The organism is Emticicia sp. W12TSBA100-4, from assembly GCF_040253585.1.
Taxonomy (GTDB): domain Bacteria; phylum Bacteroidota; class Bacteroidia; order Cytophagales; family Spirosomataceae; genus Emticicia.
The window spans coordinates 43633-70555 of the sequence record NZ_JBELAU010000010.1 but is presented as its reverse complement, the minus strand read 5'-3'; the positions used below and the strand labels follow the sequence as shown (position 1 = coordinate 70555).

General features: G+C 38.0%; 28 protein-coding genes. 10 read left to right on the top strand and 18 right to left on the bottom strand.

Annotated features, from left to right (window positions below):
* Positions 1–81 precede the first annotated feature (81 nt).
* Entirely contained in the window at positions 82–1506 is a 1425-nt protein-coding gene (locus tag ABR854_RS15670) for a TolC family protein (RefSeq protein ID WP_350266358.1), read from the top strand.
* A gap of 82 nt (positions 1507–1588) precedes the next feature.
* On the opposite strand, the gene ABR854_RS15665 is transcribed toward ABR854_RS15670, so the two are convergent.
* The 6 genes from ABR854_RS15665 to ABR854_RS15640 all read right to left on the bottom strand — a co-directional run bounded on the left by ABR854_RS15665 (position 1589) and on the right by ABR854_RS15640 (position 7449).
* Positions 1589–3103, bottom strand: coding sequence for a DUF4394 domain-containing protein (locus tag ABR854_RS15665; protein ID WP_350266357.1), 1515 nt, complete (start codon positions 3101–3103; stop codon positions 1589–1591).
* 408 nt (positions 3104–3511) lie between these two features.
* The gene (gene tpiA, locus ABR854_RS15660) at positions 3512–4273 is read right to left on the bottom strand and encodes a triose-phosphate isomerase (protein WP_350266356.1); all 762 of its coding nucleotides are present in this window, start codon (positions 4271–4273) and stop codon (positions 3512–3514) included.
* A gap of 137 nt (positions 4274–4410) precedes the next feature.
* Positions 4411–4881: a GNAT family N-acetyltransferase gene (locus ABR854_RS15655; protein ID WP_350266355.1), complete on the bottom strand. Its 471-nt coding sequence runs from the start codon at positions 4879–4881 to the stop codon at positions 4411–4413.
* Between the two features lie 6 nt (positions 4882–4887).
* Positions 4888–6333, bottom strand: a complete 1446-nt coding sequence (locus ABR854_RS15650; protein ID WP_350266354.1) for a pyridoxal phosphate-dependent decarboxylase family protein — start codon at positions 6331–6333, stop codon at positions 4888–4890.
* A 65-nt stretch (positions 6334–6398) separates the two neighbouring features.
* On the bottom strand, positions 6399–6890 hold the full coding sequence (locus tag ABR854_RS15645; RefSeq protein ID WP_350266353.1) for a GNAT family N-acetyltransferase: 492 nt from the start codon (positions 6888–6890) through the stop codon (positions 6399–6401).
* A gap of 67 nt (positions 6891–6957) precedes the next feature.
* On the bottom strand, positions 6958–7449 hold the full coding sequence (locus ABR854_RS15640; protein WP_350266352.1) for a MarR family winged helix-turn-helix transcriptional regulator: 492 nt from the start codon (positions 7447–7449) through the stop codon (positions 6958–6960).
* Positions 7450–7609: 160 nt separating this feature from the next.
* On the opposite strand from ABR854_RS15640, the gene ABR854_RS15635 reads away from it, so the two are divergent.
* Positions 7610–8302, top strand: coding sequence for a 2OG-Fe(II) oxygenase (locus ABR854_RS15635; RefSeq protein WP_350266351.1), 693 nt, complete (start codon positions 7610–7612; stop codon positions 8300–8302).
* A gap of 167 nt (positions 8303–8469) precedes the next feature.
* Here ABR854_RS15635 and ABR854_RS15630 read toward each other — a convergent pair whose 3' ends face one another.
* From ABR854_RS15630 to ABR854_RS15595, 8 genes are all read right to left on the bottom strand, one after another.
* Positions 8470–9318 (bottom strand): bifunctional helix-turn-helix domain-containing protein/methylated-DNA--[protein]-cysteine S-methyltransferase, encoded by an 849-nt coding sequence (locus ABR854_RS15630; protein ID WP_350266350.1) that lies wholly within the window; start codon positions 9316–9318, stop codon positions 8470–8472.
* Between the two features lie 178 nt (positions 9319–9496).
* Complete coding sequence (locus tag ABR854_RS15625) at positions 9497–10252, bottom strand: hypothetical protein (protein ID WP_350266349.1); 756 nt, start codon at positions 10250–10252, stop codon at positions 9497–9499.
* Positions 10253–10399: 147 nt separating this feature from the next.
* Positions 10400–11401 carry a S41 family peptidase gene (locus ABR854_RS15620; protein ID WP_350266348.1) on the bottom strand — a complete coding sequence of 334 codons (1002 nt, stop codon included), beginning with the start codon at positions 11399–11401 and terminating at the stop codon, positions 10400–10402.
* A gap of 2 nt (positions 11402–11403) precedes the next feature.
* Positions 11404–12204 (bottom strand): hypothetical protein, encoded by an 801-nt coding sequence (locus tag ABR854_RS15615; protein ID WP_350266347.1) that lies wholly within the window; start codon positions 12202–12204, stop codon positions 11404–11406.
* Between the two features lie 102 nt (positions 12205–12306).
* Positions 12307–12741: a DUF2141 domain-containing protein gene (locus ABR854_RS15610; protein WP_350266346.1), complete on the bottom strand. Its 435-nt coding sequence runs from the start codon at positions 12739–12741 to the stop codon at positions 12307–12309.
* Between the two features lie 171 nt (positions 12742–12912).
* Positions 12913–13767 carry a LytR/AlgR family response regulator transcription factor gene (locus tag ABR854_RS15605; RefSeq protein ID WP_350266345.1) on the bottom strand — a complete coding sequence of 285 codons (855 nt, stop codon included), beginning with the start codon at positions 13765–13767 and terminating at the stop codon, positions 12913–12915.
* Positions 13768–13862: 95 nt separating this feature from the next.
* On the bottom strand, positions 13863–14498 hold the full coding sequence (locus ABR854_RS15600; RefSeq protein ID WP_350266344.1) for a rhomboid family intramembrane serine protease: 636 nt from the start codon (positions 14496–14498) through the stop codon (positions 13863–13865).
* 87 nt (positions 14499–14585) lie between these two features.
* Positions 14586–15560 (bottom strand): polyprenyl synthetase family protein, encoded by a 975-nt coding sequence (locus ABR854_RS15595; RefSeq protein WP_350266343.1) that lies wholly within the window; start codon positions 15558–15560, stop codon positions 14586–14588.
* 278 nt (positions 15561–15838) lie between these two features.
* Here ABR854_RS15595 and ABR854_RS15590 point away from each other — a divergent pair, with 278 nt between their 5' ends.
* Positions 15839–17248, top strand: a complete 1410-nt coding sequence (locus ABR854_RS15590; protein WP_350266342.1) for a serine hydrolase — start codon at positions 15839–15841, stop codon at positions 17246–17248.
* Between the two features lie 7 nt (positions 17249–17255).
* Here the strand turns inward: ABR854_RS15590 and ABR854_RS15585 are convergent, their stop codons facing one another.
* The 3 genes from ABR854_RS15585 to ABR854_RS15575 all read right to left on the bottom strand — a co-directional run bounded on the left by ABR854_RS15585 (position 17256) and on the right by ABR854_RS15575 (position 20263).
* Positions 17256–17864 (bottom strand): Uma2 family endonuclease, encoded by a 609-nt coding sequence (locus ABR854_RS15585; RefSeq protein ID WP_350266341.1) that lies wholly within the window; start codon positions 17862–17864, stop codon positions 17256–17258.
* Positions 17865–18002: 138 nt separating this feature from the next.
* The gene (locus tag ABR854_RS15580; protein ID WP_350266340.1) at positions 18003–19073 is read right to left on the bottom strand and encodes a branched-chain amino acid aminotransferase; all 1071 of its coding nucleotides are present in this window, start codon (positions 19071–19073) and stop codon (positions 18003–18005) included.
* 167 nt (positions 19074–19240) lie between these two features.
* Complete coding sequence (locus ABR854_RS15575) at positions 19241–20263, bottom strand: M28 family peptidase (RefSeq protein ID WP_350266339.1); 1023 nt, start codon at positions 20261–20263, stop codon at positions 19241–19243.
* Positions 20264–20506: 243 nt separating this feature from the next.
* On the opposite strand from ABR854_RS15575, the gene ABR854_RS15570 reads away from it, so the two are divergent.
* The 6 genes from ABR854_RS15570 (at position 20507) to ABR854_RS15545 (ending at position 24778) form a co-directional block, all read left to right on the top strand.
* Positions 20507–20836 (top strand): nucleotide pyrophosphohydrolase, encoded by a 330-nt coding sequence (locus ABR854_RS15570; protein WP_350266338.1) that lies wholly within the window; start codon positions 20507–20509, stop codon positions 20834–20836.
* Positions 20837–20939: 103 nt separating this feature from the next.
* Positions 20940–21896, top strand: a complete 957-nt coding sequence (locus ABR854_RS15565) for a hypothetical protein (RefSeq protein WP_350266337.1) — start codon at positions 20940–20942, stop codon at positions 21894–21896.
* Between the two features lie 49 nt (positions 21897–21945).
* On the top strand, positions 21946–22173 hold the full coding sequence (locus ABR854_RS15560; RefSeq protein WP_350266336.1) for a hypothetical protein: 228 nt from the start codon (positions 21946–21948) through the stop codon (positions 22171–22173).
* Positions 22174–22373: 200 nt separating this feature from the next.
* On the top strand, positions 22374–22886 hold the full coding sequence (locus ABR854_RS15555) for a DUF2480 family protein (RefSeq protein ID WP_350266335.1): 513 nt from the start codon (positions 22374–22376) through the stop codon (positions 22884–22886).
* Between the two features lie 117 nt (positions 22887–23003).
* Complete coding sequence (gltX, locus tag ABR854_RS15550; RefSeq protein WP_350266334.1) at positions 23004–24509, top strand: glutamate--tRNA ligase; 1506 nt, start codon at positions 23004–23006, stop codon at positions 24507–24509.
* 86 nt (positions 24510–24595) lie between these two features.
* Complete coding sequence (locus tag ABR854_RS15545; protein WP_299421033.1) at positions 24596–24778, top strand: hypothetical protein; 183 nt, start codon at positions 24596–24598, stop codon at positions 24776–24778.
* Between the two features lie 2 nt (positions 24779–24780).
* On the opposite strand, the gene ABR854_RS15540 is transcribed toward ABR854_RS15545, so the two are convergent.
* Positions 24781–25803, bottom strand: a complete 1023-nt coding sequence (locus ABR854_RS15540) for a patatin-like phospholipase family protein (protein ID WP_350266333.1) — start codon at positions 25801–25803, stop codon at positions 24781–24783.
* Between the two features lie 179 nt (positions 25804–25982).
* Between ABR854_RS15540 and ABR854_RS15535 the strand changes: the two genes are divergently transcribed.
* Positions 25983–26798 carry an exonuclease domain-containing protein gene (locus ABR854_RS15535; protein ID WP_350266332.1) on the top strand — a complete coding sequence of 272 codons (816 nt, stop codon included), beginning with the start codon at positions 25983–25985 and terminating at the stop codon, positions 26796–26798.
* Positions 26799–26923: the final 125 nt, after the last annotated feature.

The following is a 26923-nucleotide window of genomic DNA, read 5'->3' as shown; positions in this document are numbered from 1 at the left end:
GGGGAAATTTCAAAACAATAGATGTTACATCAGGTAGAGTTCAAAACCCTGCCAGCGTTAAAATAAAGTCCATTAACAGAAATGATAAAACCAATAAAGCGATATATTTCTCCGAAAACAGTCATTTTGCTGGTTTTTGTCTTGAATTTGGCCATATTTCAGTCATTTTCACAAAAAACAGAGGTCTTTAGTTTTCAGGATTTTCAAGAAATTATTCTTAAAAATCACCCCGTAATCAAGCAGGCAAATTTATACATTGATGATGCCAAAGCCGAAATGATGCAAGCTCGTGGGCAATTTGACCCAAAACTTTCGACAAATTTTGATAGAAAAGCTCTCGATGGTAAAGATTATTATAACCGCTTTGAAAGTACCTTGAAAGTGCCGATTTACAGCGGAATCGAGATAAAAGGAGGCTACGAGCAAAACAACGGTACAAGATTACGCAGCGACGAATCAGCAAGTTTGATTTTTAGTGGCGTAAGTGTTCCACTCGGACAAGGTCTTTTGATTGATGCTCGCCGAAACACACTACTTCAAGCTCGACTGCTCAATAATATTGCCCAAGCTGAAAGACAAAAAATCATTAACAAGTTTATTTTCTCGGCCGCCAAAGATTATTGGGAATGGTATTTAAGTTACCAGACCCTCAGGCTCAACGAAGAATCTTACCAAATGGCACTCGATCGCTTCAAACTAACGAGTGAACGTGCCAGAATAGGAGAAATCGCTTCCATTGATAGCGTAGAAGCAGCCATTACGGTGCAAGACCGACAAGTTATTCTCGAACAATCCAGATTAGAGTTTAGAAACGGAGCATTGGCTATCTCTAATTATCTTTGGAATAAAGATGAAAAACCGCTCGAATTGGATGCGAATTTTATTCCGCAAACAATCAATCCGATGGCCATTGAACGCCAAAAGGTTGACGATATTTTGAGAAGTTTGGAACAAAATCATCCCGAAATCGCCAAAATTATTCTGAAACAAAAGCAACTTCAAATCGAAGAGAAATTTAGAATTGAAATGCTCAAACCTAAATTTGACGTGAACTTTAATTTACTTCGTGTGCCAGCGGGCTACCAGAAAGAAGGTTCAGTGGCGAGTGGCTTCTTGCTCAATAATCACAAATTTGGTGTAAATTTCGAAATGCCAATTTTGCTCAGAAAAGAACGAGGGAAATTACAATCGGTTAGAATTAAGCAATTACAGACAAATTTCGAGAAAGATATTGTTGGACGAGAATTAAGAATCGCTGTTGAAAGTGCTTATAATGAAGTAGTGAATCTGGCAAAACAAATTGAGTTTCAAATCATAGCAAACGCCAATCAAGAGAAATTACTGGCAGCCGAAAGACAAAAGTTTTTAATCGGAGAAAGTACTTTATTCTTGATAAATTCGAGAGAAACTAAGCTGATTGATATGAAAACCAAACTCGAAAGCCTCAAATCAAAATACGAAAAGGCGATTGCTACGCTACAATATTCGGGTGCAGTACAATTTTAATGATGAGTTATAAAACAAATAAAGGGCGATACACTGGATATCGCCCTTTTATTTTTGAATTATCTGTCTCCGAAACTGTTATTTAAAATCCAGTTCCGATAGCAAACGCTCTAACAGAAGTCGGTAAATCAGCTACTTTTGTTGCTGCTCCTGTAGTAAGATTTATTGTGTATATTGAAGAACTTGAACCAACTTTCAAGGCAGCGTAAGCCATTCCGCTTCTACTACCAATATCAAATCCACTGGCATTTTCTACATTAATTCCTAATGAACCAACCTCTACTTGTGTACCATTATTTGGTGGGTCTTGCTTGTAGAGTTTATCAGTCGCACTATCAATGTTATATAAAACGGTGGTAGTTGCTCCTGCAAAATTATTCGTATAAGCCGATGCAGTTACAGTTGGCGTACCTGGGTTCAGAATTCCGTCAACGGCAGCTACCAAACCAGTTTCAGGGTGCAAACGTAAATTTAAGCCTAAATTGCCAATGCAACGAATACGGTCAACGGTTGGGTTAAAATCAAAACCAAACGAAGTTCCAACCAATAAAGTAGTGAAAGGCAAAGTACCAACTGCCGTAGCCGCTCCTGATGATGTATTCAATACATAAATACGGCTTGAACTACCCAAAGCATAAAGCTGACCATTTACTGGACGAAAATCAATTCCTACAACTGTTTCGCCTGTCTGTAAACCTGTAATTGGCTTACTTACTGGTGTACCAACACTCATAAAATTGAATGCCAATAAATTATTACTTTCGTCAACCGCAAAAGCCACTGGTGATGTCGGAATTGCCAAACCATTGATATTGCCCGCAGGAAGATTACCCAGTTTTGTCAACTTTCCTGTCACTATATCTACTTGATGAAGTTCCCATTTACCACCTACTTGCACGGCTGTAAGAGCTACATCACCTGCTGAATTTATATCAAAACCTGCCGAAGCCGTAATATCTACACCTAAAGCACCTACTTCTACCAAAGTTCCGTTGTTTGGTGGGTCTTGCTTGTAAAGTTTATCAGATTTAGAATCAATATCATACAAAGTTGTTGTCGAAGCCCCAGCCACATTGTTTGTATAAGCTACTGACTCAATACTTGGACTCATTCCGCCATTGATTACACCATCAGTAGCAGCTACTGCACCTGTTTCTGGGTGTAAACGTAGGTTTTGACCAGTGTTGGTTACTAATCTGATTCGGTCAACGGTTGGATTAAAATCTAAAGCAACTGCCGAACCACTAATTGCTGGGCTAAGTGCCGCCGCACCGATAACTCTTGCCGCACCAGTTTCCTGATTAATTACATATAAACGATTCATCATACTCACACCGTACAATTCACCAGTAGCTGGGCGGAAATCAATAGCCGTAAGAGCATCATTTGTCATTAAGCCTGTAATTGGCGTTGTTGCTGTTGCCATTTCTGAGTTCATGGCATTTATTTTTAGCAATTGCTTACCGTCAGTAAGAGCAAAAAAAGTTACATCTGGTTTTGGGGTAGTTGTCATAGAATCTTTTTCACATGAAGATACCATCATCCCGCAAGCGAGTACCGATGCCCCGAAAAACATTTTAAATTTCTTTGGATACATATTTCTTTAAGTTTTAAGTTTGTGTTACGGTTTTTATATACGACGTAATAGATTAAAAGGATTTAATTTTGAGACAGAAAAGATTCAAACAAACCAACAAACAGCTAATTATCAGCAACTTATAGATTTCAAAAAGAAGTTTTAGTAGAAATAATAGTAAGATAAAAAGGATGAAGAAACTCGTATTTGGCTCTGTAGTCTTCTTTTTAAAAAGAAATTCAAGATGAAATTATGATGCGTATATTATTAAATCAAAGATTTTTAAGACAAAACTAAATAGAAGGTAGAATCACTCAAAAGAAACAAAAAACTGATCAATTTTGTGGATATTTGATTGAAGGTTAAAGTATAAAAAAACCTCACAGAATTTCATTCTGTGAGGTTTTACATTTATAAATCTATATCCGATTAAAATGACTTCGCTATATTCGTAAACTCTCTTGATTTCAACGAAGCTCCACCCACTAAGCCGCCATCAACATCTGGACAAGCGAAAAGCTCTTGAGCATTTGCTCCATTTACGCTTCCACCATAAAGAATAGAAACTTCGTCAGCCACTTCTTGGCCGTATTTTGATGCCAAATGGTCTCTCAAAACCTTGTGCATTTCTTGTGCTTGGTCGTTTGAAGCAGTTACGCCCGTACCAATTGCCCAAATTGGCTCATAAGCAATCACGGTTTTCTTCAAATCTTCGGCCGAAAGGTGAAAAAGGCTGTTAGTAAGCTGTCCACAAACGAAATCGAAGTGAATGCCTTCGTTGCGTTGCTCCAAAGTTTCGCCACAACAGAAGATTGGCGTAAGTCCACCTTCCAAGGTTGCGTCAACTTTTTCTGCCAAAAACGCATCAGATTCGTTGAAATACTGACGGCGTTCGCTGTGACCAATAATTACGTGACCAACGCCTACTGATTTCAACATCGGAATCGAAACTTCACCTGTATATGCACCCGAAGCCTTCGGATAACAGTTTTGAGCTCCCAATGAAACTTTATCAGTATCAATCATTTTTCCGAAAGTGCTTAAATAAGGAGAAGGCACACAAAGCACAACTTGTACATTTGGGTTTACAACTTCGTCTTTTACCATATTCACTACTTCCGAAAGCAAGATTTGTCCTTCTTCAAAAGTTTTGTTCATTTTCCAGTTACCAGCGGCGATTTTTTTTCTCATTTTCTTAGAATCTTTGTTTTTAAAGCCTTAAAGTTACGAGTTTTTCTGTACTCTGACAATTTGTGTTGTAGAACAATTTTCTAAATTGTTCGTCTATAACATTACCAATAAGCACAATTTAGAAAATTGTGGTACAATTATAGCCAAATTTCCATCGCCACATCGGCACGCTCGTAGGGCGACGTAAAGTTCTCAATACGCACAAAACCCAGTTTTGCATAGAGTGTAAGTGCGGGTGTAAGGCTTGAATTTGTTTCGAGATAAACTCTTTTAGCCCCCATTTCTTTTGCTTTTTTGATAGCCGCCTCACCAATTAATCCACCAATTCCTAAGCCACGGGCCGCTTCACTTACTCCCATTTTACAAAGTTCATACGCATCATTACCGATTGGTTTTAGGGCAGAAGTTCCGAGATATTCTTCTCCCCTACGAGCCAAAAGTACCGCTCCACCCGTAGCCAAAAAATACTTTTCGGGGTCTTCGAGCGAAGCCAAATCGCCTTTTTCTACTTTGAAATATTTCTCAATCCAATCATAATTGATTTGTTTAAAAGCCAACTTTTGAGCTTCATTTTGTGGGTCAAGTTCGATAATTTCAATTTTTTGCATGATAAATTATAATTTAGAAGCCACATCTCGAATCGTATCCAACAAATATTCAATCGAAGTTTTAGTTTTTCTATGATTGATGATACACGCCCGAAGCACAAACTCACCATTTAGTTTTGTGCTGGTAATAAAGACTCGTCCGTCAGATTCGAGAGCAGGAATCAATTTCTGATTTAACTCACTAATCGCTTCATTATCAGTCAAGTTACCTTTGTATCTAAAACACGCCACCGCCAAATCGGCCTTCGATTTTAATTCAAAATCAGTCGATTCTTCCACGAGTTTTATCAAATAATTGGTCAAATCAATATCTTTCTGAATCATTTCTCTGATGCGGTCGAAACCATACGCCTTCACCGACATCCATGCTTTAAATGCTTTGGCATTACGAGAAAGCTGGAAATAATGCTCATTAAATTCCAAGCGAGCATTTGCATTAGTTTGCAATTCAGTGGCCAAATAATCGGCTTCTTTATAATATGTTTCTCGCATTTTGCCCCAGTCTTGCACCAAAACACAACCGATTTCAAAAGGCTGATAGAGCCATTTATGAAAATCAAGAGCAATCGAATCGGCACGCTCCAAACCTGCATATTTATGTTTGATTGAAGACAAAGCCGAAGCCAAACCACCATAAGCACCATCAACGTGAAACCACATTTCGTATTTTTTTGCAATATCGGCCAATGCCGTTAAGTCGTCAATTGCACCAGTATTGACAGTTCCTGCGTTTCCTACTACACAAAAAGGCATAAAACCGCTCGCAATATCGGCTTCGATTTGCTTTTCAAGTGCCTCAGTATTAATCGTTAAATCAATATTTGTACCAATTCTACGAAGCTGATTTGTGCCGATTCCGAGCAATGATAAACTCTTGTCAGTACAATTATGGGTTTCATTTGAGCAGTAAACCATAAACGGTTTCATGCCAAAAAGCCCGTTACGTTTAATATCAAATTTCTTGAAAAAGATATTTCGGGCAACCGTCAAACCAGCCAAATTTGCTTCTGAACCACCACTCACCATCGCTCCACCAGCATTTGGTGTATAATCAATCATTTCAGCCGCCCATTTAATGACACGTTTTTCGATTTCGGTCATGGCTGGTGCTAAATGCCATTTTGTATTATTCTGATTGACGGTAGAAAGTAATAATTCGGCCACAGTAGAAATTTGGTTTCCGCCCGACATCACGTAGGCGTACATATTCATGCCCAAATTGCCTGTTGCACTATCAAAAACCTTGGTTTTTACTTCATCAAGTAATTCAAAACTATCTTTTCCGCTTCGTGGCAAAGGTTCATCGAACCAACTTTCCACTTCTTCTTGTGAGTTTACATTGAAGCCCTTGATAGCATCGAGATTGGCATATTTTTCCAGAATCATCGAAGAGGCTCTCTCCAAAATTTGACTAAATTCTTCTTGACTAAAATCTAATGTGTTATTATTCATAGGTCAGTTTTTGATTATTTTTTCACCCGCAGGAGCATCCAGTTTGGACGTTCCTACGAAAACCTTTAATTTATTGTCAGTCGGTAAATTTTCAAACCCTCAATGGCTGGGTGCTTGTAGGTTGAAGGCGTACTTTCAACAGGCATTAGTTCAAAACCATTTCGCTCATAAAATCGGTGAGCTGCTTTTGCTGGCGGTGGCGTATCGAGCCATAATTCTTGATAGCCTTTTTCTTTGGCATATTGAAGCAAGGTTTCAAAAAGTCGTTGGGCTAAATTTTCATCTTTATTTCCACGCATGGTTTTATCCAAAAACATTTTTCGTAGCGAAGCTTGTCCATCAGTAAGCGGCTCGATACCAATTGTCCCCATCAATTGGTCATTTTCATCGAGTGCTACCCAAAATCTACCATTTTTGTAAAACTCGGCAATATTTGGCAAATCTGGTTGGTCTTGGGCGGTTAATCCTAAGCCAAATTCATCGTTTTGAATGCCCAAAACTAATTTTTCAACTTGCTTTTGGTAAATACTTGAATATGTTTGAATTGAAATTTTCATCGTTTATTTATTTAGAAGATACTATTCTTTATTTCTGTGGTCTGTTGACCATTGACTGTGGACTATTCTACTTTTTCTTCGATTCTTGAAACTCTTTCATACGTTCGGTATAAGATTTTGAAGCAAAAAATGCCTCCATTTCTCCTAAAGCATCTAAAATATTCGTCGATTGAGATTCTACAACTTGGCGGTTTACTTCTCGAATATCGTCCCAAATTAATTGTAGCTGCGGCAACATACTAAGCCCTTTCTTGCTTAGTTTTAATAATCTTTTGCGGGCATCTTCCTTAGATTTTGTAGAAGTTATCCAACCTTCTTTTTCTAATTCTTTGGCCAATTGGATAACCGCAGGATGCGAAATATTGAGTTTTTGGGCAATATCCATAATACCAAGTTCCTTTTCTTGCGAAAGCAAATAATACAGCGGAAACCACTTAGGCTCAAACTCCACTCCATTACTCCGATAAAATTCGGCCCCCGCTCGCATGATATAATCGCTCATCCGTTTCATTCGGCTGGCAATGATGAGCGGCCCCAGTTTTGAAAAAACATCTTGCATTAGGTAATTAGTTACGTAATTGATTACGCAAATGTAGCACGATTAAAAAGATTTGCAAGATGAACACAATTATTTTTTTATTTGCTCTCAAGAAACAAAGCAAGATTCGGTTTGAACAGCGTGAAAAAAGGCAGTTTTTTTGTATAAAACTAAAAGAAATATGCTCAAAAACGTTGATTTTCAAAAACTAACTGCGAATCTCAACGAAAATGGATATGCGGTTTTACCACAACTATTTTCGGAAGAAATTTGTGATACACTGGCCACAACTTATGATGAATCTGAGTATTTCAGAAGTGTAATCAACATGAAACGCTATCAGTTTGGCAGTGGTGAATACAAATATTTTAAGTATCCGCTACCTACTATTATAGAAGAAGCCCGCCACGAGATTTATCCACATTTAGCACACATTGCCAACGATTGGATGATAAAATTGGGTATTGACAAAACTTTTCCAAGTCAATTGAGTGAGTTATTAACATTGTGTCACGAAAATGGGCAAAATCGCCCAACTCCTTTGATTTTGAAATACGAAACTGGAGATTGGAACGCTCTTCACCAAGATTTATACGGTGAAATCTATTTTCCTTTTCAGATGGTTATTTTCTTGACTCAGCCAACTGTTGATTATACGGGTGGTGAATTTATGATGCTTGAAAATCGCCCAAGAATGCAATCGAAGGGAATAGTTTTACAGCCAAATAAAGGCGATGCCGTGATTTTCACAACCAATTTTCGACCAACGCTGGGCAGTCGTGGCTATTACCGAACTTCAATTCGGCATGGGGTTAGTGAAGTAAGGAGCGGTAAAAGAATTAATCTTGGAATTATTTTTCATGATGCGAAATAAAAGATATAATTCATTGCCGTCTGCTTTAGCTGACGGATGCAAGAAAATTAAAACAATTGACTTTAGTCCAAATTAAAAGTTTAGGCTAAAGCCTATATTGTTTTCTTCACAGTACCCGTCAGCTAAAGCAGACGGCAATGAATAAAAGCACAATTTAGAAAATCGTGCTACACCTTTGCCATTTCCCAGCCTAAAATTGCTTTTTTACGAGTTGTTCCCCAGCGGTAGCCGCCAATTCCTCCTACTTTTTGCAGCACTCGGTGGCACGGGATAATATAGCCCAGTCGATTGCTTCCGATGGCCGTTCCGACGGCTCGTTGGGCAGTGGGTTTGCCGATGGCGTTGGCAATGGTTTCGTAGCTAACCATTTGTCCAAATGGAATTTTCAAGAGGGCTTCCCAGACTTTTATCTGAAAATTTGTGCCTCGCAACAAAAGCGTGAGCGGTTCGCTTGTGTTGGTGGTTTCATGGAAAATTTGTTCGATAAATGGCTTCGTGAAGTTATTATCAAAAATGAGTTTAGCTTTTTCAAAATCTTGTTGTAATTCTTTTATTGTCAAATCTTTAGACGACTCTTCGAGAAATCTAAAATCGGTAATTCCTCGGTCAGTGATGGCAATTAGGCATTCGCCAAAAGGTGTTTCATGGATTCCGTAATGAACTGTTAATCCCTGCCCTTTTGCTTTAAATTCGGCGGGAGTCATGGCTTCGTAACTCACAAATAAATCATGTAATCGGCTCGAACTTGACAAACCTGACTCGAAGGTTGCTTCCAATAAATTACTACTTTCGGCGAGTTTTTCTTTGGCAAATTCTTTGGTTAAGAATCGCATAAAACGCTGTGGACTTGTGCCAGCCCATTTCGAGAAAAGACGATTAAAATGAAACTCCGAAAGTGCTACATGGTCGGCAATTTCTTTTACACTTGGTTGGTTTTGGAAGTTTTCTTCAATGAATAGAATCGCTTTTTCTATGCGATTGTAATCTATATATTCTTGGTTATCAGCTATTTCCATCTTATTTTTTTGATTTAGACTTTTCTATGATTAAGCAAAATAGAATTTTGCTCTACTCTTCTTGAATCTTTCTTCAAAATTACGATGGATTATGTTGGTGGACAATCTGATTTTTGCGGAATCAACGAACGAAACTTTAGCTGTTACACACACAGCGTGCCACGGTTACCACAAAAAATTATGCTAATTGTTTTTTAGAAAAAAGTTGTTTGATTTTAGCGGAAAGGCTTGGTTTTTCAGCGATTTTGAATTTTATTTTATATTTTTTGATAATGCGAGCAGAAAGAATTCCGAGTATAATACCTGGGGCTGTCCAAGTAAGAAGGAATACAAAACTTGGGGTATTTTCAGGCAAAAATCTTGGTACGATATTTACACAAAAAGCTGTGATTGCTGCCGTGTATGCTCCCATCATTTTGCCAGCGTGGGCAAAAAACCAGTGCATTTTTTCGGCTTTTACATAACCTAAATAGAACTTTAAATCTCCGTAAGCATTTGATAAACTTACTGTTCCGAAGATGAAGAACAGAATATTCAAACCACCAAATTCTTTAGAAGGATTTAAGGTCAAAAATGTTCCATAAGCCAACATACACGCACCCGAAAAGCCAATCAACCACGCACCGATTTTATCTACCAAAGTTGGATTAAAGCCTTTTTTCATGGCCAACATTCTTTTGCCTGACCAATTTGGATAAAAACTTACGATACCAATTCCTAAGAAAAACTGATATTTTAGATTGGTTGGATATAGAATAAAAAAGATAGTGGTCGTAACGAAAATCAAGAACATCGACCAGTAGAATACTACACCAGCACGGTTATGTGCTTTTCCGCCTTTGTTGGCAATCATGGCTACCAAACCAGCTATCAAGGATAAAATACCACACAAAACATGAACTGCGATTGAAGATTTATAGATGAGCGTTTCCATTTTACTTATTATTTTTTTGTGTTATTTGAATGACACAAAGGTAGATGGCGGCTCAAAAGTGTGCAAATTAAAGGGCTGATTATCAAACAGTTGGGAAGTTTGACAAACCCACGGGAGGTTTGTCAAACTTTTGGGACGAATGGGAAGTTATTTCCGAATCAAGCTCAATGCTTTTTCGAGAATTGTGTCTTTTCCTTTATCAATATCAGTTTTTAGAATATCAATTTTTATATCGGGCTGAACGCCACTTTCGATATTATCGCCTCGGCGGTCGATAAATTGTGAACCAGAGACCCTGAGAATCCAGCCATTGCTTAGTTCGGTTGCTGTTGGCAGTCCGCCACCGCCACCCGTTACACCACCTACGAGCGTTACGTTTGGCAAACCTTTCATGTAAGCCGCAAAACGATTGGTAGCACTATAACACCCTCGGCTCGTAAGAATCACGATGGGTTTTCCAAGATATTTTTTGCTTGAACTACTCGGGCTAACACTTATTTTTTCTTCTTTAAAATCATTTTTGCCTTTACCCGATTTATGACGTTCGATGCCCATCGAGGTTTCTTCATTAATAAAACGTGAGGTTAGCATATCAATATTTCCGATTGCTCCGCCACCGTTGTCTCTTACGTCAATGATAATTCCTTTTTTATCTTTTGCTTTGTCAATCACATAGTCAAGGGCATAGTCGCTGATGTTATCGCTAAAAGATGGGTAAAGGAAATAGACTACATCGCCAAAATCGTAGAAATAGAAAGCGTCATCAATTGGCTGTAAGCGTCCTTTGAAATAATTTCGGTTCAGCAAATCTCCAAAAAAATTAGTTGGATAATCTAAAAAAACTTCGGGACTATGAGATACATTAAACCTCGATTTCAGATTCGTATGTTCATCTTTCAATTCATACAACATATCATAGCAAACCTTGAAAAGTTCTTCTTCGGTCATTGAATCGTTTACTTTTGCACTATATGTTTTATAGGATTTATCCCAATCAATGTTTTTGTATTCAAAAAATGAAAACTTTTCATTGACAAAATTCCATACTTGGTCGAAAACTGCTTTTGGTGTGGTATCGGGCGTGGGTTTCATAAATGCTTGTTCGCACGACATCAGGCATATAAATAAAAATGGGAGGTATCGTTTCATAATTATTTGCGTTGTTTGAAGTTGGCAATTAAGTAGATAGAATGCGTAGCGTTAATGATTTTATCTTCGGCATTTGCATTCAGAATATAGGCATTCCAGCCATAGCCAATCGTTGGTCGAATATTCGTAAAACGCTTACGAGCAGGCAATTGCAACATCAATCGACTATCCAAATGGTTGTATTTATTAGGAAAAAGCAAGCCTCGACCAATATCCGTAAAGTTTGAGGTATAATTCGGCGTCCATAAACCTAAACCTACCACCGCCGCTGAAAGCGTATAGTTGAAAGAATAATCTTTTTTCAGAAACTTAAAATCTTTTGCATAACGCATCTTTGGTGCCAACTCTATGACGGCTTCGGTCGAAATGGCATTATTATCATAACTTCCATTGAATCGGCCACCAATTAAGGCATTAGCCGCCCCACCTACCGCTAAATTTTGGTTGATTTTTTTCAAAAAATAATAACCCACAACGGCAGTTGCCGAATAGGAAGATGATAGACTATTGACCGACTGTAGGGAAGGAATTAAGTTGAGCGAATTTTCAAAACCCCGTTGGTTTTTGGGTCTGTCTATTAGGCTATTACTGAAAAGACCGATACCGACTCCCGAAAATTGATTTTGCGAAAAAACTTGTTGTTGGAAATTTTGCGAAGCCAATGCAAGCCCCGAAATGCGATAAACATGTTCGGTTGCCCAGCGTTGTCGTTTTTTTTCTTTTCGTTCATTCAAGAAAGTTCGGATTTTGGACTGCCCGAAACTCAATTGGCTTAAAAAAAGCAGAAGGAGGATTTTTTTCATTAGATATTTTTATGGTTGGATAAAATTATAAGCACAAAAACGCCCCGAATTGGCCTTTCTGACAAGATGCGAATTCGGGGCTAAAGGTTGGTCAAGATTTTATTAAAAACTCATCAATGAAATATTGATTGCTTTGTTTTCATTCAAATCGAAGGCACATTGCTCGAAGTTTGGTGGCCCCATCAGCATCGTTACATTTGAAAAACCAAACGGTTCGGCTGGCATTTGCCCGTTCATATCAAGTTTGTTATCGCCGTTTAAATCTTGGTATAAAACAATGGCATATTTGCCTTCCAACATTCCTTCAAATTTTAGGGTAATTTCTCCCTCCTTAGTTACTTCGGCCGTAGCCGATTTTATTCCTCCGCTCTGCGGAAAACTATTAGCATCGTTCGAAATCGTTGCTAAAATTTTTCCTGTTCGTTGCTGAATGCCTTTTATCGTAACCGTTACACTGTATTTGTTTTGAGCAAAAGTGATAGTTGAAGTAAATGCAAAAATTGCCATTAGGATGATTATTTTTACAAGCGTTTTCATTTTGATTATTGTTTTGTGTTTAACTATTTGTGCTTTTGAATGGTACAAATGTAGAGCAAATACTACTTTGAAAACAAATGAAAGGGCTAATTATCAAACCTTTGGGAAGTTTGACAAAACGAAGGGGAGAATGACAAAAGTGTGGGATAATCGTAAAGTTTTTCTGTGAATTTATCTTAAACGCTCAACAACTTCTGTGTATTTCCGAGCAACGGGTACAAGCAGTTCGGGGGCTTCGAGGTGAAGTTTGTAGCCTTGAGCATTGCCCGTTACTTTCTCGACTTTATCGAGATTGACAATGAATGAACGATGGCAACGCACGATGTTTTCGGAAGGTATTTGACTTTCGAGGCGAGTAAGGCTACTACGAAGAAGCTCTTTTTGGAGTTTGCCTTGCTTTTCGTAATATATGGTTGAATAATTATCAGACGATTCAATAAAATAGAGCGAATCGGTACTTAACTCTATCGAATCTTTTTCATTTTCAGCAATTAATTTCAGTGTTTTTTCAGAAACAGATTCGTTGGAAGGTTCCGAAACACTATGATGCTGCACAACAATGGGTTGGTTGTATTTTTTAAGCTGAACAATATAATTGAGCATCACACCAAAGGTGGCAGGGAAAATACCAATAATCATGACACCTACCAACATCCACAAAAAACTGCCAAAGCTAATACTTAGGTTAAATGCAATTTTACTCAAAAGCACATTGCCAAAAGCAACCATTAGAATGAGCAATAGAATTGATAAAATCTCTTTACCAATATTCCAAGAAGATTCGTTGTGGTATTTGGGAAAAGTTTTGAAAATAATAAACCTCAAAATTATTCCGCACAAAGTTGTAACAAGGCCATAACCAGCCAAATACCAGTTTTTGTTGGGGTCATGCCATTCGGTAAGTCCGAAGGGTTGAAAAAGTATTAAAAATAAGGCAATAAAAGTACCTTCTCCAATGCTTTGAATAAGCAATCGAAAATTTGATTTCTCGCCAAAAGGGTAAGGCTGTTGAAGGATTTTTAGCACGATTTGAAAGATTTACAAGATGGTAAGATTGAGTAAAACACTGTCTGTAAGTGTCTTGCAAAGCTAATTACGAGTAAAAAATAACTAATCACTAGTCAAAACGGTCGCCAATTTGCAATTTGATTAATAAAACTCGGCACCACTTCTGGGTACATTGCAATCATCACAACCACGCCAAAAATCGCTCCCCACCAGTGAGCCGAATGGTTGATGTAGCCATTGCCCCGCTGCATTTCGTAGTAGGTAAAAGCCAAATACAGAATAGCAAAAATAAACGCAGGCATCGGAATAAAAAACACCGCCAGTTTTGCCGTAGGAATGAATAAAATCGCCCCAAAAATTACGGCAGAAACCGCTCCTGATGCTCCGAGTGAATTATAGTTTCCGTCTTTACGATGCTTAAAAAATGTCGATAAGTCAGATACTACAATTGCAACTACATAAAAGATTACATAAGCTACCGAACCAAGACGAGGGTCATTATCAAACTTTTGGATGAAAACCTGCTCAATAAAATCACCAAAACTATATAAGGTAAACATATTGAAAAACAAGTGCATAAAATCGGCATGAACAAAACCCGAAGTTACAAAACGGTGATATTCACGGTTACGGTCAATGGCTTTGGGGTTCATCATCCAACTATAGAGCATAGTTGGGTTACCTAAGGCATAAAGACTCACACCTACCGTAACGATGATAATTAATAAATTTGCGGTCAGTTGTTCCATGTGGTTAATTTATATTTGAGAATGTGAAGAAAACACTTGAAATCATTCTTAATTTTTCATTCTACATTCTTAATTGTGCAATAGCACCTACGATTCTCTTTCTATTAATTGTTTGGTAAGCTCAATCAGCGGCTGCTTTCTTTCGGCCGAAGCATTGAGTTTTTCTAAATCAGCTAAGCCTTTATCAAAAAACGCATTCATCTTTTGCTCGGCCAATTGTCTGATATTCAAGGCGTCATAAATAGCTCTTACGGCTTTTACTTTTTCGTCTTTATCAAATTCTTTGGCATCAATCCATGCTTGTAGCTCCGTTTCTTGGGCAGTTCCTTTGCCAATTTCGAGGGCTTTTAGCAAAAGCCATGTTTTCTTATTTTCGATAATATCGCCACCTACTTGTTTACCAAATTTCTCAGGGTCGCCATAGACATCCAAAATATCATCTTTTAGCTGAAAGCCAATACCGATGTTTGTTCCGAAATCATATAGTAATTGCGTCGCTTCTTCACCCGCTTCGGCAATCAAACCGCCTAATTCTAAGGCAAAACCCAACAAAACGGATGTTTTTAGGCGAATCATATTAATGTATTCCTCTTCTGTAACATCATTTCGAGTGGCAAAATTCATATCCCATTGCTGCCCTTCACAAACTTCGGCCGCTGTGCGATTAAATCTTCTGATTACGTGCTTAAAAACTTTATCATCAACGGCTGTCATTAACTCATACGCACATACGAGCATCACATCACCCGAAAGAATCGCCACGTTAGCATCCCATTTTTCGTGTACAGTTGGCTTTCCTCTACGAAGTGGAGCGGCGTCCATAATATCATCGTGCATGAGCGTAAAATTATGAAAAACCTCAACGCCAAGGGCTGGTTTTACGGCTTTTTGCCAATCATCAACAAAAATATTAGTGGCCATCACGGTGAGTAATGGACGCATTTTTTTTCCACCGAGCGACATCAAGTATTCGATGGGTTCGTAGAGTTCAACGGGACTTTCGCCGTATTTTGTACTGGCAATTTCGGTTTGAATTGCTTTCAGAAAAACTTCTAATGACATGCTTTTTGTGGTGCGAACATCCTGTTCGCCGAAAATCAGATACACGGATTGAAAAACAAATAACGCCAAACTTAGCAAAACTACCAAGTAAATTATGCAGCCAAGTAAGGCATAAAATCGAAAGACTTTGAATATCAACTTATTAAAGTTGTATTTGGTTTTAGTTTATGATTTTTAATTTTTCGACCACCAAATTATTTTATTTTACCATCTGTCAAAATTGCCGCTTATGTTTAGAGATTCTTGCCCAAATTTAACCATTAAACAAACCATATATTATGAGAACTTTACTCACGCTTTTACTACTAATAAGCTCATATACAAGCTTTTCGCAAGCAGTTTCGGCCAGAATAGATTCGGTGCGAAAATTAGTTGAACTAACTTTCAATGAAAAAAACGGTAAAGCTTTATATGCTCTAACGAACGAAAGTTTTCAGAAGCAAGTTTCCGAAGCTCAAATCGTACAGGTATCATCAATGCTTTATAATCAGTTCGGAAAGTGGAATACTTCGGAATTTCAGAAAACCACCAATGGAGTAGCATACTTTAAAACTATTTTTGAAAAAGGAAATCAAAATTTCTTTATCGGATTAGATAAAAACGATAAAATTTCGACACTACTCTTTCAGCCTTACAAAGGTGAAGTACCGAAAAAAGATTATCAAGTTGCCAGTAACAATCCAATGAAAACGCCGCTCGATTTACGAGTTGATAGCTTGGTAAGGCCGTATATTCAAATGCAACACACGGCAGGCATTTGTGTAGCCTTCATAAAAGATGGAAAAACTACTACTTACAGCTACGGTGAAATTAAAAAAGACGACAAACAACTACCCAATGCCGATAAAACATTTTTTGAAATTGGTTCAATCAGTAAAACTTTTACAGGTATTTTGCTCGCCGACGAAGTGGTAAAAGGCAAAATGTCGCTCGACGACCCTATCAATAAATACTTACCAGATTCTATCAGAAAAATGGAATTTAAGGATGTCCCGATTACGCTCAAAACTCTATCGAATCATTCATCGGGATTTCCTCGTTTGCCGATGAATCTTTATAAAAAAGGCGATGATGCCAATAATCCATATCAAAATTATGATGCAGGAAGAATGTTTAGCTATCTGAAAACCTTTAAGCCATTCAGAGAAGTTGGTGTAAATTACGAGTATTCAAATTTTGCGGTGGGTTTGCTCGGCACAATCGTAGCTCAACAAAATCAAGTTTCTTACGAAGAATTATTGTTGCAAAAAATCTGCAAACCGTTGAAACTGAAAAATACAAAAATCAGCTTAGATGCTACTGACAAAAATAATTTTGCACAAGGCTACGACGAAAAAGGCAAAGCCGCCTCAACGTGGGACTTAAATATGTTGGCGGGTGCAGGTGGCATTCGCTCCACAACAAACGACATGGCAAAATATGTGGAGGCAAACATGAACAAAGCACCAAAACAACTTCAAGAAGCCATTGATTTAAGCCATAAAATAACTTTCGAGAATGAACAAAATATCGTTGGATTAGGCTGGCATATTACCAAACGAAAAGGAAATACAATTTATCAGCACTCAGGCGGCACGGGAGGGTTCAGAACTTTTGTGGGCTTCGATAAAGAACGCCAAATTGGCGTAGTAGTACTTTCAAACTCAGCCGAAGAGGTAGCCATGATTGGAATGGGGTTGTTGAAGTAAACAATTTTTACTCAAAAATTTCTTTTACATTCATGCCGAAGCCTACTATTACTTCTGATTGTAAAATGCCCTCTTTCAGTTTTTGGGCCAATTTGTAAGTATGGTTTTCCAGTAGATATTGTTCAACAGTCTGAGCATCGGTGTCAACAATCCAATATTCTTGCACACCATGAAGTGCGTAATCAGTCATTTTAATACCATAATCACGTTCTTTGGTGCTGTCAGATAAAATTTCAATGATAAAGTCAGGAGGTGGAAAAGCCGATTGTTTTTTCTCAAAATCAAGTGTGCGTTCTTTTTTCCAAAAACAAATATCAGGCTCATAATCATTTCTTGTGAGCCTAACCATTACTTTTTCGTAAGCAACTTTTCCTAAATCTTGGTCATAGACAAAAGGCAGTAACCTTCTTGTTAAGTTAGACGAAGCCATCCAATGTCTTCCATAAATAGGCGAATGATAAATAATTTCGCCCATAATAAACTCAGCTTTAATATTTTCGTCAATATTAGCCCAAAACTCATGACGACGTTTCTGTTCGTCAGCCCAAGCAGCTTCGAGTTCGTCAATGATTTCACGAAGATTAGGTGACTGCAATATTTCGTCGAATACAAGCATTTATTTGATTTTTTATACGAATTTATCAAGTTTTTAGAAATTATGAAATATATTTCACAACAAAAACGCCACTACGAAAAATCATAGTGGCGTTTTTGTTGTTACCCGAGCGAATCGGACTGCCGAAGCAGTCGAGGGTTAAGCATGAATATTCCACACCCAACCAAATGTATCTTCTACTTTACCAGTACGAATATCATTCAAAGCGTTTTTCAAGCGAGTTGACATCGAATCGTCAGTGATTGCTGGTAATACATAATCTTTACCTTCAAAACCGATTGCGGCAAATGGAGAAACTACTACAGCAGTTCCTGCACCAAATACTTCGGTTACGCTTCCGCTTTCGATTCCTGAAATAATTTCTTCTACTGAAACCTTTCTTTCTTCTACTTCGATGCCCATTGATTTGGCTAATTGGAGCAATGTATCACGAGTGATACCCTTCAAAATTGTAGAGCTTGTGTTTGGGGTTATGAGTTTGCCATCTTTCACAAACATTACGTTCATCGTACCCGATTCTTCAAAATATTTATGTTCGATAGCATCTGTCCACAATAATTGTGTATAGCCCTGCTCTTGTGCGAGTTTTGCAGGATATAACGATGCACCATAATTACCACCACATTTTGCTGAACCTACACCACCAGGAGCAGCACGGATAAACTCAGTTTCAACTTTCACTTTTGGTGGAGTTGAATAATATTTTCCTGCTGGACTCATGATAATCATGAAGCGATAGTTTTGTGATGGACGAACGCCCAAATAAACATCACTCGCAAACATGAACGGACGCAAATAAAGCGAGTTGTCTTCGCCTTTTGGCACCCAAGCGGCATCAATTTTCAATAATTCTTCCAAGCCTCCGATGAAAATTTCTTCAGGAACTTGTGCCATGCACATACGTTCGGCCGAAATATTAAAACGCTTGAAATTTTCAAGCGGACGGAACATCAATACTTCATCTTTTTCGTTTTTGAAAGCTTTCATTCCTTCAAAAATTGTTTGTCCGTAGTGAAGTGATGCCAACGCTGGATTATAACTAATATCTCCGTAAGGCAAAATCTTTGGGGTTTGCCATTCTCCGTTGATACAATCTGCGACCAACATGTGGTCAGTAAATATTGTCCCAAAAGCAATATTATTAGGGTCAAGTTGATGAATTCGGCTCTCAGCAACCAGCGTCACGTCTAAGTTAAGTGTTTCTGTCATAACAAAAAATTTGAATGAATGGCAATTTGATTTACTCTACCGCAAGAATTTTGTATCCGAAAATCTATAATAGAGACTTTATTAGTTATTTCTACTTGCGAAGTAACAAATAATATACCACAGTGTCAAGGAAAAATGCAAAAATAGTTGTCAAGACAATCTTTTTTTTATTGCACCTTACTTTCTTCGTATAAAACTTGCAAAACTGTCTGTCCAACAGCCTTTAAAGTGCCTTTATCAATGATACTCAAGTTGTCTTTTTGGGTGTGGTGATAATCACCAAAAGTGTTGCCTGTTGTTGGGCGTAAATCACAAATATCAATCATCGGTATTTTTGCATTTACGTTTACAGGTACGTGGTCGTCGGTGATATTTCCAAAATCTTGATTCAAGAAATACTGGCTATAACCCAATTGACTCGCAATGCTCCAAACGCTGTTCATCACAGCAGGAGCGTATTGCATGGAAGCGTTATCTTTCGTGAAAGTTGCTCCTTTTGCTCCGACCATATCCAACAAAATTCCGAAATAGGCCGAGTAGTTTGGTTTATGTAAATTTCTCGACCAATATTCCGAACCCATCAACCAACCACCGTTTGGAATCGTCACTTCTTTTGTATAACTATTTGGCGGCCCCCAATCTTCTACATCAAATAACACAACATCAATGCCAATGCTTGGTTTTTGTGCTGAATTTTGAATCGTGCGTAAAATCTCGAAAATAACGGCCACACCACTTGGGCCATCGTTGGCCGAGTCGAAGGGCTTATCTTTAGCCGTCGAATCATCGTCCGAAAACGGTCGAGTATCCCAGTGCGAAGCCAAAATGATACGTTTGGTAGCTTGTGGATTGTACGTACCGATAATATTTCGGGCATTTAGTACTTTTCCATCGTAAGTTACTGGCTTGAATTTTTGTTCAATTACCTCACAACCAAGTTTTTTTAGTTCGCTGGCCATCCAATCGCCACATTTTACGTGAGCCGCCGAATTTGGAATTCTCGGTCCAAATTTTACTTGTTTTGCTATATAATTATAAGCGGTGTCAGCGTTGAATGAGGGTGCAGTAGCGAGTTTCACGGTTTCGGTTGAGGTAGAAGTTTCTTCCGAACTGGCCGATTGCTTACAACCAACAAAAGCCGTAGAAATAGCAAAAACAGATAAATAACAAGTGTATTTCAGTAAATTCATAATAAAATTTGTGTAAAAACGAATACCCCTAAGCGAAGCGTCGCCAGTGGTTGAGCAAAGTTATAAGTTTTGATTCTTTTCTACTAACGTTGAATCGAATTAAGTATTTCAAGAATCGTTTTTTTGATTAGCTTTGCATAGAAGATACGAGATTTTAGATGCGAGATTTTAGATTTGAGACTTTGATTTCAATATTTTTTCTTGTGTCTCCAATCTCGTATCCCGAATCTAACATAAAAATAAATGACCATAGAAGAAGCACAAAAGATTGTTGATGAGTGGATTACGACGATTGGCGTAAGATATTTTAATGAATTGACCAATACGGCAATGCTCATGGAAGAAGTGGGCGAAGTGGCTCGAATCATGGCACGCCGCTACGGCGAACAGTCAGAAAAGGAATCGGATAAAAACAAAGATTTGGGCGACGAAATGGCCGATGTGCTTTTTGTATTGATTTGTTTGGCTAATCAGACGGGTATCGACCTCACGGAAGCTCTCCGCAAAAATCTCGAAAAGAAAACCAAACGTGATTTATTACGCCACAAAAACAATGAAAAACTGAATTCTTAAACCCTAATCCATTGATAAAATGATAAATGTATTAAGTTTAGACAACCTTCATTCTACATTTTTCATTCTACATTCTTAATTGTGCTTTAGCACTCACTGCCTGATGTTTACAATTCTGAGACAAGCCTTCCGTCGAACTGCTCAAAACTGGCAAATAGTTTTGGTTATATTTCTCGTAAACTTCATTTTGGGGCTTGTCATTGCATTTCCGAGCTTTAGCATTATCAAGGCTGAATCTGAACAATCATTGGCGTTTGAGAAGCTAATAAAAGACTTTGATTTTACGGTTTTCTATGATTTTATGCATAAAAACGGCAAGTCGTTGGTTTCAATGCTTCCTGTTAGCTTAGTTTTGAGTGGTTTTTATATTGCTTTAAATGTTTTCTTTTCGGGCGGAATTCTGAGCCAGTTTACACTTCGTAATTCTTTCAAACTGAACGAATTTCTGAAAAATTCTGGACATTATTTCCTCCGTTTCTTCTTGTTGTTTTTACTTCAAGTTGTTTTTCTTATCATTGCATTCATAGCCATTTTTATCGTATTCAGTATTTTTGGAAGAATAGCTGATGGAAAAACAGAGCCAACCTTTGTAGCGTGGATGATTTTTCCGAGTGCTTTTGCTTTCTTTATTATTACATTGTTGCTCAATGTGGGCGACTACGCCAAAGTTTTATTGCACCGAGATGAATTATTGAATCCGTGGAAAGCATTTTGGAAAGCAACCGAATACGTTTTCCGAAATTTCAAAACCATGCAAATCTACTGGGCAGTGGTGGTGGTTAGCTTCGCAGTGATGTTGGTTTATCTTTTTCTCGAATCAAGTATTGGAATGACTTCGGGTTTTAAAATCTGGTTGATGTTTATTATTCAACAGTTTTTTATCTTTTGCAGAGTTTTTATTCGTACTTGGAATCTCAGCAACGCTTTTGATTTTGTTTCCCTCCGCCCGATTCCGCTGACACCTAAGCCCATAATTATTGAACCCGAAGTTATAGAAGAAGCAAGTCAGGAATCTCAAACCGACGAAGAACAAGATTCGGGAACTAAACTTTCTGAATAAGAGATTTGTTTTCTAAAAAATACATCAAAATATAACCTTAGATATTATTATGAACACTGCACAAGGGTTTTATGAGGTCTATAAATCTTTACCAAAAAAAATACAGAAAGAGGTAATTGATTTAATAACAAATGATAATGAAGAATATATTCATATTTGCCTTCCAGCTTTGGTTGACGGGTTGACCGAATTGAAAGAAATTAAAGCGGGCAATAAACAATCTCGACCTGTTAGTGAATTATTGAAAAGGAATAGTAGATTACTCAAAGCTATTTAGTCCATAGGACTTTCATATCGGTAGCATAGAACCAAAATAGTGTAACAAGAATGCCGTAGGTATTCAACAAATAGGAAGTAAATAAGTTGAATACCTACGGCATTCTGAAGATTAATACAATCACAAATTCTATCAATATAGAAGTCCTACGGACTAAGAATTTGAATAATTTAACAGGAAAGTTCCCAAAGACTTAAAATATGGAAGATATAATAGTAAATAGAGTAGCCAAAAGCGGTTTATTATCGCTCGACTTAGAAGATTATTACCACGAAGGCGAACGAGTAGTTTATGATTTGAAAGATAATCTTTTTATGGGTCTGATTCTGAAAGAAAAAGATTTCAGAGAATTTATCAAAATTCATGATTGGAGCCAATATTCGGGCAAAAACGTAGCCATCACCTGCTCCGAAGATGCCATTGTGCCAACTTGGGCCTATATGCTTTTGGCAATTCAAGTTGAGCCTTATGCTCACATGGTAGTTTTTGGAAGTTTGGCAGATTTAGAAACCAAACTTTACGAAGAAGCACTTTCAAAAATCAATTTCCAAGAATACGAAGGCACAAGGGTGGTGGTAAAAGGTTGCAGCAAAGTTGCAGTACCCACGAGTGCATACGTAGAGGTTACTCGTCGTTTACGTCCGTACGCCCAAAGCATCATGTTTGGCGAACCTTGCAGCACTGTGCCACTTTATAAAAAGCCGAAAGTATAATTCTTGCATAATTTTCTGTAATTTTGCGACCCGTTTGTACCACAAGTTTCTAACTTGTGCCTATTTCTAATTAATTTCTACGATTTCAGACAACTTAGAAAGTTGTTTTACAAAAATATGGTTCGTGTAAGATTTGCTCCAAGTCCAACAGGCCCTCTGCACATCGGAGGTGTTCGTACTGCTTTGTATAATTATCTGTTTGCCCGCAAAATGGGTGGAAAAATGCTCCTCCGTGTCGAAGATACAGACCAAACTCGCTATGTTCCTGGTGCGGAAGATTATATTTTGGAAGCCTTGAAATGGGTAGGTATCGAAATCGACGAAGGTCAAGGCGTTGGCGGGCCTCATGCTCCTTATCGTCAGTCGGAAAGAAAACCAATGTATCGCCAATATGCCGAACAACTGATCTCGGAAGGAAAAGCCTATTATGCTTTCGATACAGCCGAAGAGTTAGATGAAATGCGTAAGCGTCTCGAAGAAGCAAAAGTTGACAATACGTCTTACAATGCCGTTACGAGAATGCAAATGAAAAACTCAATCACGCTTCCGAAAGAAGATGTTGAGGCAAGAATTGCCAATGGCGATGCCTACGTAATACGCTTAAAAGTGCCTTTGAAAGAAGAGATTCGCTTCAAAGATATTATCCGTGACTGGGTGGTGGTACATTCATCAACGATTGATGATAAAGTTTTATTGAAATCAGATGGAATGCCGACTTATCACTTAGCCAATATTGTGGATGACCACCTCATGGAAGTTACGCACGTAATTCGTGGCGAAGAATGGTTGCCTTCTGCTCCTTTACATATATTATTATACAAAGCCTTTGGTTGGAAAGCTCCAGAGTTTGCTCACTTACCGTTACTTTTGAAACCAGAAGGCAATGGAAAACTTAGCAAACGTGATGGTTTATTGGGTAACTTCCCAATTTTCCCGTTGGAGTGGCAAGACCCTTTCACACAGGAAATTGCTCGTGGTTTCAAGCAAGATGGTTATTTGCCAGAAGCAGTTGTCAATTTCTTGGCTTTCTTAGGCTGGAATCCTGGCACAGAGCAGGAGTTTTTCACGATGGAAGAATTGATTGCTTCATTCAGTTTAGATAAAATTCATAAAGCAGGTGCAAGATTTATGATTGATAAAGCCAAATGGTTTAATCAACATTATATCAAATCAAAAGCTGAGAGTGAATTAGCCGCTATCATCAAAGAATCAAAGACTGATTTATCTGATGAACTGGCTGTCAAATTGGTCAATTTAATGAAAGACCGTGTAACTTTCCCGCAGGAAATTATCACTGAAGTACCTTTCATTTTTGAAGCACCAAGTGTTTACGACGAAGAAATTGCCAAATCGAAGTGGAATGACGATGCCCGCAAGGCAATGGGTGTAATCAAAGAAGCGATTGCTGGTATGAGCGATGCAGATTTTACTTCTCAGAATATCCACGATACGATTTTTCCAGCTCTCGACGCTGCGGGAATCAAGGCAGGAAAAGTCATGCAAGCATTCCGTTTGGCAATCACTGGCGTAGGAAAAGGCCCAGATTTGATGCTAACATTGGAGATTTTGGGCAAAGCCGAGGTTATTTCACGTATTGAAAAAGCAGTTGTTGCGTTAGGTTAATCTTAAATCAAGTAAAAAGGGTGAATTGATTTTCTGATATTCACCCTTTTTTGTATATATTTCCAACATATTTATTAAAAAGTATCATGGCAAAGAAAAAAACCGACGAAAAACCAAACGAAGAAAAACCTCGTGTACACAAAGATTTAGATGGTTTCGATATAAAAATCAATTCTTTTGGCGAAATTCAGATGAGTTACGACATCGAAAAAATCAATCAGTTTCTCAACAAAACCGTTGATGATAAGAAACTTAGAAATCGTAAGTAATCTTAACGATAAAAAAATTCAACAACGCCCTGTTGGCCGCTAATCATCATTTTTCGGATTTCTTCTTCCGATAGTTTTCGTACTTTCGGATTCATGTCGTAGTCGTTGATATAAATCGTCCGCACAATATCTTCGGGTTTTGGTCGGCACACGGTTTCGGTCATGATATTATACAAAGCCGAAACATACCCTTTAAAATCTTGAATTTCAAAAGGGGCAAAACCTGTCTTTAGGCGAGTTTCGTGGTCGATTTGCTCACACCTTTCCAAGCGTAGCCCCAAAGTTTCTTCGTTAAAAACTGGTTCGTTTACTGTGCTATCAGTTGCAGTACTCAAGTATTTAGTTTGGTCAAAAAGTTCAATCGGATAATTCATCAAAAGTCCACCATCAACAAAAACATCGCATTCATCGCTCGGCAGCGGACTTTCAATAATTTTCCCTTTAGGGTTAATCGAAATTGACTGGTAATAAAGTGGAATCGACATCGAAACTCGCACGGCATCACAAATTCTCATATCAGGGTAAGTTTCGTGCGAAAATACCACAACTTTTTGTTTTGAAAGATTTACTCCCGTCACATATAAATCTCGGTACGGTACAGTTTGAGCCAATTCGTGTAGCTCGGCAAATGTCAGGTTAGGTTTATTGGTGCGGTCGGCGATAAGTTTCTGAATCGTATTCAAAAAGCTTTTTCCTTCATACCAGCCAAATTTTTTCAAGAAACGTTCGCCTGCCCGAAAAACAGTTCCCCCATCATTAAAAGTCTCAATGGGCGTATCGGCAATAATTTGCGAAATCTCGGCCGCCGAATAGCCAACTGCTAATAAACAAGCTTGAATTGCCCCAGCCGAAGTCCCTCCTACTCGCTGAATTTGTGGCAAAACGCCTCGATTTTCAAGTTCAATCAATGCTCCACCATAAGCTACACCTTTGATACCCCCTCCCTCCATTACCAAATTTCTGTAAACTTTTTGTTGAGCAAAACCCATAAATGAAAGCAAAAGCAAAAGAATAAATTTATACATTATCAATCTCATTTTTATTAAAACCTACACAAACAAGCTAAATCTTTGGAATAAACGAAGTTTTGAAAATTCTATTACAATCATTAGCTTAATAAATCAACACACAATCTAATCCTTTGATTTCGGCTATTATTATTTTTTAATTCATAACTTTGCACATTGAATTAAAATTAGCCCAAATGCTCACTCATTCGCTCAAACTACGTAAACCCTTAGCAGTAATCGACCTCGAAACAACAGGTGTAAATGTAGCCAAGGATAAAATCGTAGAACTCTGTATTGCTAAAGCAAAACTCGACGGCACGGTAGAAGTAAAAACTAAGCTCATCAACCCAGGTATTCCGATTCCGCTCGAAACGAGTCTTATCCACGGAATTTACGACGAAGACGTCAAAGACGCACCAACTTTCAAGCAAATTGGCAAGGCTCTTGCTCAGTTTTTGGAAGGTTGCGATTTGGCAGGTTTCAACAGTAATCGCTTCGATGTACCGATGTTAGTAGAAGAGTTTTTGAGAATGGATGTTGATTTCGACATTAAAAACCGCAAATTAATTGATGCCCAACGTATTTTCCACCTCATGGAACCTCGTACTCTTTCAGCAGCCTACAAATTTTTCTGCAATAAAAGCCTTGAAAATGCACATAGTGCTGAAGTAGATACTTTGGCTACGCTTGAAGTGCTTTGCTCGCAAGTAGAACGCTACGAAGGAGTAAAAATTAAAAACGAAAAAGGTGAAGAATACGAACCAGTAAAAAATGACATGGACGTATTGCACCAACTTACTTCGGCAAATATCGTTGATTTTGCTCAACGAATGACTTTAAACAAAAACGGAGAAATCGTGTTTAATTTTGGTAAACACAGCGGCAAACCAGTAAAACAAATATTAAAAAACGAGCCTCAATATTACGATTGGATGATAAACGGAGATTTCCCACTTGACACAAAACGTAAATTAACTGAGATTAAGCTCAAAATGATGCTTGATAAATAGATAAAAGACTGAATATCACGGTACATTCAACAATTTTCTTAAAAAGCACACTACAAAAACGAATATTGTTTATTTTTGCGGAAATATTCTTAGACACACGCCCCAAAGGCGTATTTTGAAAGAAT